At 35.2% G+C, this 13,770-nt stretch carries 10 protein-coding genes; 4 read left to right on the top strand and 6 right to left on the bottom strand.

The window, feature by feature from the left end:
• Positions 1–274: 274 nt before the first annotated feature.
• The 6 genes from ACEN2H_RS08045 to panC all read right to left on the bottom strand — a co-directional run bounded on the left by ACEN2H_RS08045 (position 275) and on the right by panC (position 6,276).
• Positions 275–2,236: a transglycosylase domain-containing protein gene (locus tag ACEN2H_RS08045; protein ID WP_441731814.1), complete on the bottom strand. Its 1,962-nt coding sequence runs from the start codon at positions 2,234–2,236 to the stop codon at positions 275–277.
• Between the two features lie 268 nt (positions 2,237–2,504).
• On the bottom strand, positions 2,505–2,918 hold the full coding sequence (locus ACEN2H_RS08050; RefSeq protein WP_441731815.1) for a hypothetical protein: 414 nt from the start codon (positions 2,916–2,918) through the stop codon (positions 2,505–2,507).
• A gap of 69 nt (positions 2,919–2,987) precedes the next feature.
• On the bottom strand, positions 2,988–3,398 hold the full coding sequence (locus tag ACEN2H_RS08055; protein ID WP_441731816.1) for a hypothetical protein: 411 nt from the start codon (positions 3,396–3,398) through the stop codon (positions 2,988–2,990).
• Between the two features lie 164 nt (positions 3,399–3,562).
• Entirely contained in the window at positions 3,563–4,924 is a 1,362-nt protein-coding gene (gene radA / locus ACEN2H_RS08060) for a DNA repair protein RadA (RefSeq protein WP_441731818.1), read from the bottom strand.
• 108 nt (positions 4,925–5,032) lie between these two features.
• Positions 5,033–5,383, bottom strand: a complete 351-nt coding sequence (gene panD, locus ACEN2H_RS08065; protein WP_441731819.1) for an aspartate 1-decarboxylase — start codon at positions 5,381–5,383, stop codon at positions 5,033–5,035.
• A gap of 14 nt (positions 5,384–5,397) precedes the next feature.
• The gene (panC, locus tag ACEN2H_RS08070) at positions 5,398–6,276 is read right to left on the bottom strand and encodes a pantoate--beta-alanine ligase (RefSeq protein ID WP_441731820.1); all 879 of its coding nucleotides are present in this window, start codon (positions 6,274–6,276) and stop codon (positions 5,398–5,400) included.
• A gap of 78 nt (positions 6,277–6,354) precedes the next feature.
• Here panC and ACEN2H_RS08075 point away from each other — a divergent pair, with 78 nt between their 5' ends.
• From ACEN2H_RS08075 to ACEN2H_RS08090, 4 genes are all read left to right on the top strand, one after another.
• Positions 6,355–7,161 (top strand): glycogen/starch synthase, encoded by an 807-nt coding sequence (locus tag ACEN2H_RS08075; protein ID WP_441731821.1) that lies wholly within the window; start codon positions 6,355–6,357, stop codon positions 7,159–7,161.
• Between the two features lie 21 nt (positions 7,162–7,182).
• Entirely contained in the window at positions 7,183–8,769 is a 1,587-nt protein-coding gene (locus ACEN2H_RS08080) for a DUF4270 domain-containing protein (RefSeq protein WP_441731822.1), read from the top strand.
• 9 nt (positions 8,770–8,778) lie between these two features.
• Positions 8,779–10,626 (top strand): glutamine--fructose-6-phosphate transaminase (isomerizing), encoded by a 1,848-nt coding sequence (glmS, locus tag ACEN2H_RS08085; protein ID WP_441731823.1) that lies wholly within the window; start codon positions 8,779–8,781, stop codon positions 10,624–10,626.
• Positions 10,627–10,929: 303 nt separating this feature from the next.
• Positions 10,930–13,764 (top strand): TonB-dependent receptor domain-containing protein, encoded by a 2,835-nt coding sequence (locus ACEN2H_RS08090; RefSeq protein WP_441731824.1) that lies wholly within the window; start codon positions 10,930–10,932, stop codon positions 13,762–13,764.
• Positions 13,765–13,770 lie beyond the last annotated feature (6 nt).

The raw sequence follows: 13,770 nt of genomic DNA on the forward strand, positions 1-13,770 counted from the left end.
AAATCATTACTTCTCTTATAAATACTAGGTTTATATGGCTTTTAATTCCGTGATAATACACGGGTAATGTTCCCATCAAGGTCACTTTAGCTGAGGATGTATTGCAAGCAATTAATGAAGTTCAGGCTTTAATTCCAGATCCTGCTCCCTGATTTGTAATAGCAAGACGAGCAAATTTTTTAAAAAAGCCCACAAAAGAAAAGCTTTTTGTGGGCTTTTTTCTATTCAAATATTAAGACTATCACGGACTCCGGACATTCATTCTGCGAAGACATTAAAACGCAAATTCAGGAGGCATCGCTAAGCTATCAACAGTAGTAGAATCCTGAACTCGGAATCTAATAAGTGATTTAGCAGCCCCAGTAATATTCATCGGCTGTGATTTATAGATCGTATCATCAATATTCAAAAGTCCTCTTCGGATCATGATATTCGTTAAAAAACTTTCCTGTTTTATGGCAAAATCTCTAAGTTTCCCTTGGTCATTGAACTGATACATGAATTTTCTCGGACTGGGAATAATTCGGGCAAGATACAAACATTCGTTTAGCGTTAATTCTGAAGGACTTTTTTGGAAATAAAAATGACTGGCTTCTCCTATTCCATATACATTAGGTCCCCATTCGATAATATTAAAATAAACTTCCAGCATGCGTTCTTTGCTTACTATTCTGTTGTTTTCTAAAATGTAAACCAAGAGGATTTCCTCTAGTTTTCGGGAAACTGTTTTTTCTCGGGTAAGAAACACATTTTTTACTAATTGCATACTAATGGTACTCGCGCCCCTAGAGAATTTTTTAGTTTTTATGTTTTTTACGATCGACTGTTTGAAGGCTTCATTGATAAAACCTTGATGTGAAAAGAAAGAAGGGTCTTCTGTGGTCAGGACGCATTTTTTTAAATAGGGGGAAATTTGATCAATAGCTGTGTAATTAGGATTAGCAGTTCCTACTAATACAGGTCGTTGTAATACGTCATTTATTATTGCTCTGTAGATAAATTCTCCGTTGAGTTTGTTAAGATTTGCTTCGCCGTATTTTGTAATTTTTAAGTTTTCTTTTTTTAAAGTACTGTCGAAAGCGAGTTGTTCGGGTTTGTTTTTATTGAATTTAAAATTTAAGTTATAATCAAAAGTACCTTCGGCTTCCATTCCTTTAAAATGGGTAAAGAGACCCTCTGGAAGAGACGAGATGAAATCTTGGGCTTTCATCTTTGGGATGTTGACTTTGAGTTTGTAAATTGTATCTGATTCCGTATCGTAAGCTACATAAGGATGAAATTTCACAGCATTAAACTGAGCGGTTGAGCTACTGTCTATGGAAATAAAGTCGGAACCCAGTAGCAATCGAAAGTCAAATTGGGCGTTCTTTATTAGTACATCTTTGCTGGCTATTTTTGGATGATTGAACCTGAGATTTGTGATAGATGTAAGGCCGTCAATATGCAATTCATCACCGCTTTTGTCAATATTTTCGATCTTTAATCGAATGGAATCAAAACTTGATTTCAGATTGTACCGTTCGTCAAAATAAGGCATTTTAATGGCGCCCGTGTCAATATTGAATAAGCGGATATCTGCTTTTTGATTTCTGGGATCTGCAAACCCCTTTATTTTCCAGCGCTGCGAAAAAGTATTGGTTTGTACGTTTATGGATGTCTCCAGTTGCTCGTCAAAAATGGTTAATTTTTTTATGGCGATGATTGCTTTTTTACCATTGTCATCTAGTTTGAATGTCAAATTTTCTATTCGCATGTCCGTAGGGACCAGATTGAGTGCTTTGGAAATGATTCTGTAAGCAAAAGCGGCATAATCTTTCTTATCCTTATTTGTAGGTTCCTTGTTTTCTTTTTTTAGAAATGCTGCAAAGTTTTTTACTTTGCCTTTTTGAATTAGTTGTACGAGACCGTTTTGAATTTCTAAACTGCCTAGTTGCACTTCACCAAGAAATAAATGCCAGAAACTGACACTGGTTTTGATTTTTTTAATTCTAAATAGGGTGTCGGCATGTTCTGGAACTAATGTTATTTCGATTAGCTTTACTCCTGATAAACCTTCAAAAGTAGCTTCTCTTACAGAGAGTCGACTGCTGTATTCTTGTTCCATTTTGGTTGAAACTTTTGTGATGGCTTGCTGCAAAAGAAAATTTCTAAAGGCAAAGAAAGCTATAGATAAAACCAGAAAGATTGCCGTAAGCACACTCAGCAAAATAATTGTTTTTTGTTTTCTGGTTTTCATGAATTGCAGTGTCGGTTAGTTTTTGATTTGTAAAAACATATAAATATATCGTTAAAAGCTTCTATTCAAAAAATGATTTATCTGGACCAGCTTTTTTTAGATTGTGCAAATGAAGACCTTTTAGGGATGTAAACTATTAAAAGTTTTGATAAGCTCCTAATTTGAATAAATTATTTATTAGGAATATAAAAAAAAACCACAACATTTTTTGCTGTAGTTTTTGCGGCAATTGTTATAACAAGAGGTTGATCTCCTCAACGGAAAATTATTATTTTTGATTATAGAACTGTTTGACTTTTGCCACAATCTGGTTTGAAGTCATGCTATCAGCTGTTTCAATAGATTTAGGTTTGCTGGCAATAGTCGATTTCTCAGCATTTATTTTTTTTTCTAATTTGGTTTTTGTGTCTGCTGGTCCAAAAATATAAAGTTCGTCAGCTCCATTAACTGTCGAGATAACATCTTTTAAATAGCTGTTTATTTGGTGCTTTTTACGTTCATCAAATGATTTTTGAGAGTCAATATGCTGTCCAGCAAAGAAACTTCCTTTGTCTCCTTCTTTATCATGATACACACGATTCTCAAGATCAGATTGTATTTCTGTTACTGCTTCTTTACCGTCTTCAAGACTTACGATGATTGCTTTTGTTGAGTCAATCCAAATACCTGTTTGCTTTTTCATCTTTTCTTATTTTTAAATTACAGTGGACAATTTTAGATTTCATTAAGTAATTATGCTGTGAGTTTTATTCTAATATTGCTTTTCTAAAACTGCATTGAGCTGGCTTATTAAAACATGTTCGGATTTGTTTTTGCCTGCAAAGGAGTCTGCAATTGCTTTGGCAGTTTTCAAAATCATTGCGTTTACTTGGTCTGTAAACAAACTGCTATGTACTATTCTGAATGTTTTTAAATCGGGTATTATTTGATCTATATTCCATTCGTTTTCCACTAACCAGTCAAATACAATCTCTATTTGGTATGCTGAATCAGATCCAAAGCTATCAACACTGTTTTCAAGGGGTAACCACTCTTTTTGTAATACTTTCTTTAATTCTTTAACTTCTTCAGGGCGAACTGTTTTGTCTACAGCGGCAATGCTGTAAAATACTTTGCCGATTTGTTGATAAAAAAGAACCATTGTTTTGTCAGAGGTTTTCATTTTAGCTTTCTTTATTATAGAAGTATAATACTCACTACATAAAGTTACAAAAAAAAATGACAAAGCAATTATAATTAACCTACTAATGTCTGGTAATCAGAGTTATATATTTTTTAAAAGATTAGATAAATGGAAGGTCTCTTTAGTAGTGTTTTAAACAGAGTTTATTCAAATAACATTCTAGCCACATCTTCAATTTTTGTAACCAATTGGATTTTTATGCCAGTATTTTTCAAGGCAATTTTATTATATTTCGATACAAAAATGGTCGAAAAGCCCAGTTTTTCGGCTTCCTGAATGCGTTGATCGACCCGGTTTACGGGACGAATTTCTCCTGACAAACCAACTTCTCCAGCAAAGCAAAAACCTTTATTTACAGGAATGTCTTCATTAGAAGATAAAATGGCTGCAACGACGGCCAAGTCAATGGCGGGATCATCAACACTTATACCTCCGGTTATGTTTAGAAATACGTCTTTGGCGCCAAGCCTAAAACCAGCTCTTTTTTCCAGAACGGCCAATATCATGTTTAGTCTCTTTGCATTGTAACCCGTTGTGCTGCGTTGAGGTGTTCCATATACTGCAGTGCTTACCAGCGATTGTATTTCTATCATTAATGGGCGCATTCCTTCTAGAGTAGATGCAATGGCGGTTCCAGATAACTCTTCATCTTTATGTGAAATTAATATCTCAGAAGGGTTTGAAACTTCGCGTAAGCCGCTTCCTAACATTTCGTAAATTCCTATTTCAGCGGTAGAACCAAAGCGATTTTTTAGAGAACGCAAAATACGGTAAACGTGGTTTCTATCCCCCTCAAATTGTAAAACAGTATCAACCATGTGCTCTAAAATTTTTGGGCCGGCTATATTACCATCCTTGGTAATATGACCAATAAGAATAACCGGGATATTGGTTTCTTTGGCAAATTTGATCAGTTCTGCTGTGGTTTCACGAATTTGGGAGATGCTACCAGCGGTCGATTCGATATAATCGGTATGAAGAGTTTGGATCGAATCTATGATGACGATTTCGGGCTCAATCGCTTCAATTTGTTTGAATATGTTTTGGGTTTTTGTTTCGGTAAGTATGTAGCAGTTGTCACTGATAGAGGTGATTCTTTCTGCTCTCATTTTGATTTGTTTTTGGCTTTCTTCGCCGGAAACATATAAAGTTTTGTATGGTAATTTTAAGGATATTTGAAGTAAAAGGGTGCTTTTCCCTATTCCAGGTTCTCCTCCTAAAAGGGTTAGCGATCCAGGAACAATACCGCCTCCTAGAACTCGGTTTAGTTCTGCATCAGTAGTGTCCATTCGGATTTCTTGAGTAGAATCTATTTCGTTAATTTTTAATGGCTTTGGGGCTTTGCTTTTCGAGGAAGATTCGCTTTTCCAGGCTGTCTTTTCTTCTTTTTGGATAATTTCTTCGGCAATGGTATTCCATTCTTTACAGGAATTACATTGTCCCTGCCATTTTGCATATTGCGCACCACAATTTTGACAAAAAAAGGAGGTTTTTACTTTGGCCATAGCTAGTGTAATTATTTTTGTTTGAATTAGAATAAAAAAAGACAATAGGTAGGAGGGCTATTGTCTTTTGTAATGTTAAAATTACATTTATTTCCGAACTAATTTAAATTATGTTAAAGAATTGTCTTTTTCATTTGGAAAAATAATCCAAGGTTTGAAGGTTTTGGCTTCTTCAAAATCCAAAGTAGCATAAGAAATGATAATAATAATATCCTCTTTTTGTACTTTTCTGGCTGCAGGGCCATTAAGTGTTATTTCACCAGAGTTTTTCTCTCCTTTTATGGCATAGGTTTCAAAGCGCTCGCCGTTGTTGATATTCACGATTGAAACTTTTTCCCCTTCAATGATATTTGAAGCCTCCAATAATGTTTCGTCGATGGTAATACTACCAATATAATTTAGATCAGCTCCGGTAACTTTTACCCGATGGATCTTTGATTTTAATACTTGAATTTGCATGATACAAAAGTAAATTAATTTAATGAAATGGTGTCAATCAATCGAATATTATCGGCAAGAACCGCTATAAAGGCACGGTATTTTTTGGTTTTATCTTTTCTAAGGCAAGGTAATAATGCGGTTTCGTCAGCGATTTGAAAGTACTCTAGGTCAAAGGAAGTGGTTTCTTTTAATGTTTTTTCAACCCATTGCGTTACTGCCACGGCGCTATTCGTTTTGAATTTTTCTTTTGCGCCATTTAAGGTTTTGTAAATTATTGCGGCCTCGGCTCTTTTTTGCTCTGATAGGCGTTCATTTCTCGAACTCATGGCAAGACCGTTTGTTTCCCTAAATATAGCACATCCTTTTACGGTAACATCCAAGTTGTTTTTTTCGACCATTTTTTTTACGATCTGCAATTGTTGGAAATCTTTCTCTCCAAAATAAGCATTTGTTGGGCTTACAATTTCAAACAACCTTTTTACTATGGTTCCAACTCCATTAAAATGGCCAGGTCTGAATTTTCCTTCCATTTGATTTTCTAATCCGTCAAAATCAAATTCCTGTGACAAGATTTTTCCCTCATATACGTCTTCAGTAGACGGGGCATACAAAATTATTTTAGAACTTAAACCTGATATTTTGGCGATATCGGATTCCAACGTCCTTGGGTATTTTGATAAGTCTTCAGGATTATTGAATTGAGTGGGATTTACAAAAATACTAACCACGGTATTATCGTTCTCTGCCAATGATTGTTGCATCAACGACAAGTGCCCTTGATGTAATGCCCCCATAGTGGGAACAAAACCAGTGGTGGAATTTGTAGACTTAATAGATTTCAAAAAGTCTATTAAAGCTTCTTTTCCATTGAAAATATGCATGGTCGTATTATTAAAATTAAATGCAAACATAATATATTAGTTAATAACTGCATAAATTTTTGTAATTTTGCCTGGTTTTTATTACCAATAAATTAATCAAATTACAATATGAAAGATAAGAGGATATTATATGTATCATCTGAAGTGGTGCCTTATTTGGCTGAAAATGAGGTTTCTTTAATGTCTTACGATGTGCCGAAGATGGTTAATGATCAAGGTGGACAGATTAGAATTTTTATGCCTAGATATGGAAACATAAATGAGAGAAGACATCAATTACATGAAGTAATTAGACTTTCGGGAATGAATTTAGTAGTAAATGACCTAGATATGCCGCTGATAATAAAAGTGGCGTCTATACCAAAAGAAAGAATACAAGTTTACTTTATTGATAATGATGAATATTTCAAAAGGAAAGCCACATTTGCAGATGAAGAAGGAGTGATGTATCCTGATAACGACGAGCGCGCCATTTTCTTTGCAAAGGGAGTTGTAGAAACCGTTAAGAAATTGAACTGGGTGCCTGACATCATACATGTTCATGGTTGGATGGCGGCGATGTTGCCTATCTACATGAAACATTATTATAAAAATGAAGCTTTGTTTTCAGATACTAAGATTGTTACTTCTGTTTACAGTCAATCGTTTGAGGGTACTTTAGATCCCGAAATGATGAATAAAATAGTACTAGACGGAATCCCTGTTGAAGCTATAGCCGACTTAAAAACACCTGATTATGAAAGTATTATAAAAACTTCAATTCAGCATTCAGATTCTGTTATTATTGCAACAGACAGCTTGTCTCCAAGTTTAACAAAATTTATAGAGTCTTCAGGAAAACCTTTTTTACCTTTCGTCGCCAAAGATGCTTTTGCGGAAGCATACAGTAATTTTTACAATAACGAGGTCCTGTAATTTAAACTTTTATTATCTAATATGTACAATAATTCTTTTTTTAAGAAAATTCTAATAGTCAGCTGTGTTGTCTTTTTATATTCCTGTGACAAAGACTTTAATACAATCGGAGACGGACTGATAGGTGATAATCATTTTGATTTTGATAAATATACAGCGAGTGTATTAGCTTATAATCAAAAAATTGGTCCAATTCAATCAAATAATCTTGCAATAAACTCTTTAGGGATACTTGATAATCCTGCTTTCGGTACGACAACGGCAAATTTCGCAACTCAATTGTCACTGAATTCTCCAAATCCTGTGATAGGGATTAACCCGGAAATCGAAAGTGTAATTTTAACAATACCCTATTTCAGTACATTAATATCTACTGAAACTAATGGGGATCAGCTATATGCATTAGATTCTATATATGGCGCCACCGATGCTAAAATTAAACTAAGCGTGTATGAGTCAGGTTATTTTATGAGAGATTTAGATCCTGCAGGTGGTTTTCAGGAAGCGCAAAAATATTTTACGGATCAAAACGCAGATTTTGATGGTTCTAAAGTAGGAAGTCGTTTAAATAACGACAGTAATACTTCACAGAATGATTCGTTTTCTTTCAGTGCTGCTGAATATAAAGAAACCACTACGACGGATGGCAAGGACGTTGTTACCCGAACAGCTCCTGGAATGCGATTGACTCTTAATTCAAGTTACTTTAAAACCAAAATAATTGATGGTGTTGCAGCAGGGAAATTATCTACAAATGAGGTTTTTAAAGAATACTTTAGAGGTTTGTATTTTAAGGTAGAAAAATCAGGAAGTAGTCCAAGTGCACTAGCGCAATTAGATTTCAAGAAGGGAAAAATTACAATAAAATACAAGGAGGATACTTCATCTACGGACAATACAAAAATTGAAAAAGCGATTGTTCTTAATCTGACTGGTAATACAGTTAGTTTGCTGGAACAAAGCAATACAAATACCTCGTATGTTAACGCTACTAGTTCTGCTAATATTAGCACAACGCTTGGCGATGAAAAGCTTTATCTAAAAGGAGGAGAAGGCGCTATGGCGATAATCGAACTTTTTGGTCCGGACGCCGACAAGAACGGGGTAGCGGATGATTTAGAAACTATTAGGAATAATGGATGGTTAATTAATGAGGCTAATCTTGTTTTTCATGTTGATGCAAGTGCAATGGCAAGTGCAGATGAGCCGAGCAGAATTTACTTATATGATTTAAATAATAACAGACCGGTTTTTGACTATGCGGTAGACGCGACTGCAGGTACTAATGCTAAAAACGGGAAAATAGTATTTGGGGGTCTTTTAAATAAAGAAGATGTCACAAATGGAGTTTATAAGATAAGAATTACAAATCAAATACGGAATCTTATTAAAAATGCTGATTCAACTAACGTTAGGTTGGGTGTTGTTGTTACTGAGGATATAAATACGACGGCGTCATCTCGATTAAGAACAGCAGGATCTTTGATATCTCAGGCTCCGAGAGCTTCAGTTATGAGTCCGCTAGGGACAATTCTATACGGAAGTAAGTCGACCGTGCCTGAAGATAAAAGGTTGAAATTGGAAATTTATTATACTAAACCTAATTAAGAGAATACTATGTGTGGAATTGTTGGATATATAGGTTACAGAGAGGCTTACCCGATTGTTATAAAAGGATTAAAAAGACTTGAATATAGAGGTTACGATAGTGCCGGAGTCATGATTTATGACGGTGAGGCTATAAAGCTAAGTAAGACAAAGGGTAAAGTTGCAGACCTTGAAGAGAGGGCTGCCAAAGAAATTTCTACCAATGGTACGATAGGAATTGGTCATACGCGTTGGGCAACGCATGGCGTTCCTAATGATGTAAACTCACATCCCCATCTTTCTAATTCAGGCGATTTGGTAATAATCCATAACGGTATTATTGAGAACTATTCTCCTTTAAAAGTAGAATTAAAAAAAAGGGGTTATGTTTTTCATTCTGATACTGATAGTGAGGTTCTTGTAAACCTAATTGAAGAAATACAGAAAAAAGAAAATATAAAGTTAGGGAAGGCGGTTCAAATTGCGCTTAACCAAGTGGTGGGAGCATATGCAATTGCTGTTTTTGATAAAAAAAACCCTAATGAAATTGTAGCTGCTCGTTTAGGCAGTCCTTTAGCAATTGGAATAGGTGAAGGCGAGTATTTTATCGCTTCAGATGCTTCTCCTTTTATCGAATACACCTCAAATGCGGTCTATCTAGAAGATGGTGAAATGGCAAACATTAGGCTACATAAGCCTATGAAAGTAAGGAAAATTAAAGACGACTCGACAGTAGATCCATATATTCAAGAACTTCAAATGAATTTGGAGCAGATTGAAAAAGGGGGTTACGATCACTTTATGTTGAAAGAGATATATGAGCAGCCAAGTGTTATTAAAGACACTTACAGAGGAAGGCTTCATGCAAACAAAGGCCTAATTCAAATGTCTGGAGTTGAGGATAATTTAGAAAAGTTCCTAAACGCGGATCGAATTATTATAGTCGCTTGTGGTACTTCATGGCACGCAGGTTTAGTTGCTGAATATATTTTTGAAGAATTTGCTAGAATTTCGGTTGAAGTAGAATACGCATCTGAATTTAGATATAGGAATCCAATAATTAATAGTAAGGACGTAGTTATTGCCATATCCCAATCTGGTGAAACAGCAGATACGATGGCCGCCATTAAGTTGGCTAAAGAAAAGGGAGCTTTCGTATTTGGAGTTTGTAACGTTGTAGGCTCCTCTATATCGAGAGAAACACATGCAGGCGCTTATACCCATGCAGGTCCTGAAATAGGCGTAGCTTCTACTAAGGCTTTTACAACACAGATTACCGTTTTAACGATGATTGCACTTCGTTTGGCAAGAGCAAAAGGAAGCTTATCGTTAGCGGATTTCCATATGTATTTGCAAGAACTCGAATTAATTCCAGAGAAAGTTAGAGAAGCTTTGGAAACCAATGAAAAGGCTAAGGAAATTGCTGAAACTTTTAGAGATGCACCTAATTGTCTGTATTTGGGTAGGGGTTATAATTTTCCGGTTGCCCTTGAAGGTGCTTTAAAACTAAAAGAGATATCTTATATTCATGCCGAGGGCTATCCCGCAGCTGAAATGAAACATGGCCCGATAGCTCTTATCGATGAGCAAATGCCAGTTGTTGTTATTGCTCCCAAACAAGGGCATTACGATAAGATAGTGAGTAATATTCAAGAGATTAAGTCAAGAAGCGGGCGAATCATTGCAGTAGTTACTAAAGGAGATACGCAAGTTCGTGAATTGGCAGATTATGTTATTGAAATACCTGAAACATCAGATGCTTTATCTCCACTCATAACAACAATACCATTACAACTTTTATCATATCATATTGCTGTTTTGAGAGGTTGTAATGTTGATCAGCCTAGAAATTTGGCGAAGTCAGTGACGGTCGAATAAATCATTAGTTGAATAATATTTAAGAAAAAAAGCGAGATTTTTGATCTCGCTTTTTTTTTGTTAAAAAATATATATTGAGCGATTATTTTTACGATTAATTCAAATATATCTTAAAATTAGTATGTACGCATAGTAAATTTCATTTTTTTAACATATTATCGAAGATAAATACAAAAATTAAATTGCTGTAATTGTGTTAAAATCTAAATAATACCTTAACAATAACGAATTATTTTTAACGTTTTTTTATTAATATCAAAATTAATTGTATTTTGGCTGTATAAATCTATAAAATCCAACCAAATGAGAATGTATTTACTTTTGTTGTCATTGTTTTTTTGCAGCATCACTTTTGCTCAAAATTCAACTTCAGGTACCGTTGTCGAAAATGACAACCAGCCTATTTTTGGTGCTAATATTAAAATTGTTGGAGAAGCCACAGGGACAGTTACCGACAATGATGGAAAGTTTACTTTAATTTCATCAGTAAAAGCACCTTATGTGATCGAGGTTACAAGTATAGGTTTTATTTCAAAAAGAATAAGTATTACATCAAATAACCAAAACGTTAGAGTTGTCCTTAAAGAGGAGCAAACCTTACTTAATGAGATTGTGGTGTCTGCTTCTAGAACCCCAGAGAGAGTTTTGGAATCTCCTGTTACCATCGAAAGAATGGGAATCGCCGATATTAAAAAGTCTGCTTCGGCTACATTTTATGACGGCTTAGAGAACTTGAAAGAAGTACAAATGAATACAAGCAGTTTGTCCTTCAAATCAATCAATACCCGTGGTTTTGCAACGGTGGCTAATACTCGTTTTATGCAGTTGGTTGACGGAATGGATAATTCTTCCCCATTGTTAAACTTTGTTTTGGGAAATTTGATTGGTATATCTGAAATTGATGTTCAAAGTGTTGAGCTTTTGCCAGGTGCCTCTTCAGCTTTATACGGAGCGAATGCATTTAATGGTATATTATTTATGAATAGTAAAAGTCCTTTCACAAGTCAGGGAATTACTGCTTATGCAAAGTTTGGTCAGACAAGCCAAAAAGCGGCAGGTTCAAATGACTATGTAGATTATGGGATTAGAATGGCGCACGCTTTCAGTCCTAAATTGGCTGCTAAGGCTAATTTCACCTACATGAGAGGGACAGACTGGTTTGCGACGAATTATGATGATAAAACGAATGTTGGCAGAGATAGAAGTCATATCAATTATGACGGTATAAATGTGTATGGTGACGAGGTTTCTACAAACATAAAAGGGGTTGGATCATCGTTAGCGGCTCTTGGATTAATCCCTTCTTCAGCGGTGAATTTACTTCCTAGCACAAATGTGAGTAGAACTGGATATAATGAAACTAGTTTAACGGATAACAAGGCGAGCAATACTAAAATAGACTTCTCACTACATTACAAGCCGTTTGCAAATGACGTAGAAGTTATTTGGCAGAGTAAGTTTGGTTTTGGGAATGCTGTTTATCAAGGTGCGAATAGGTATTATTTGAACAACTTTTTTATGCAACAACATAAATTAGAAATAAAAGGCAAAAACTTTTTTATTAGAGGATATACTACTAATGAAGATGGTGGGAAATCATATGATATGCTTTTTACCGGTATTAATATAAACAGAGTTTGGAAAGATGATAAAACTTGGTTTGGACAATATGCAGGAGCATTTGTGCAGGCTACATTAGCTGGTCAGACACCAGAAAATGCGCATATTGCTGCAAGAACTACTGCAGATACAGGAAGATTAATTCCTGGAACGGCTGCTTTCAATGCTGCTTTTAATAAAGTAACAAATGAGGCTGATGTATTAACAGGTTCGAAATTAGTTGATAATTCTAGAATATATCATTCAGATGCGAACTATAACTTTAAAGATCTTATTGAATTTGCCGAAATACAAGTAGGTGGTTCTTTTAGAGAATACCAGTTAAATTCTCAAGGTAGAATTTACACGGACAAGGATGGTCCAATTAATTATAATGAATACGGAGCTTATACGCAATTAACAAAAAAGTTTATTGATGACCGATTGAAATTTACAGGCTCAATGCGTTATGATAAAGCGCAGAATTTTGATGGTAATATTTCGCCAAGAGTTTCGCTAGTGTATTCTGGAGGAGAAAGTAGAAGACATAATTTTAGAGGGTCGTTTCAAACTGGTTTCAGAAACCCAACAACACAAGATCAATACATTGGTTTTAATGTAGGTAGCGCCGTTTTAATCGGTTCGGCTCCGGATAACTTAACTAGATTTTCAGAAGTGAGAGGGAATGATGTGGATGGAAGTGGTACAATCTCTGCTTTTGGTCAAGCAGTACTTGGGTCAAATACGGTTACATTGACAGGTTTAAATGCATATAATAATTCTTATACTGCAACATCTGTAGGTCAGTTTAGTGCAACGGGAAATACAGCCTTACTAAGAAAAACAAATGTTGATTACGTAAAGCCGGAGCAAGTTAAAGCATTTGAGTTGGGTTACCGTTCGTTGATAAGAGGCGTGTCAGTTGATATTAATGGATATTATAATATTTATAATGATTTTATCGGAAACTTAAATGTAATTGCACCTTATTACGGTACAACACAAGATGCTCCAAATGCTACTCCAAATCCTGCTGACCCGGGATTCCAAACATTAGCGGCACTGCAAGGAGGAGACTTTAGAGTGTATCAATTATATACTAATACAGATGTTGAGATTAAATCACTTGGTTTTGGTCTTGGTCTTTCCAGAAAAGTGTATAGGGATTTTGAAGTGGGTGTTACTTATAACTATGCTGAATTCAAATTTGATCAAGCAAGGGATCCAAGTTTTGAAGCTGGTTTCAATACGCCAAAACATAGAGTGAAAGCATCATTTGGAAACGAAAAATTATTCAAAAACTTTGGTTTTAACGTAAGCGGAAGATATAATAATGAATATTTATGGCAATCTACAATGGTAGACGGTTTAATTGCTGCTGCTACTGTAATTGATGCGCAAGTTAATTACGATTTTCCAAAACTTAAATCAACTTTAAAACTAGGTGCCTCAAATATTGGAGGAAAGGAATATGGCCAAGTGTTAGGAGCTGGTTTGATCGGGCAACAGTATTTTGCTTCTTGGACAATCAACCCGTAATATTGA

It is taken from the genome of Flavobacterium sp. W22_SRS_FP1 (genome assembly GCF_052113685.1).
Taxonomy (GTDB): domain Bacteria; phylum Bacteroidota; class Bacteroidia; order Flavobacteriales; family Flavobacteriaceae; genus Flavobacterium.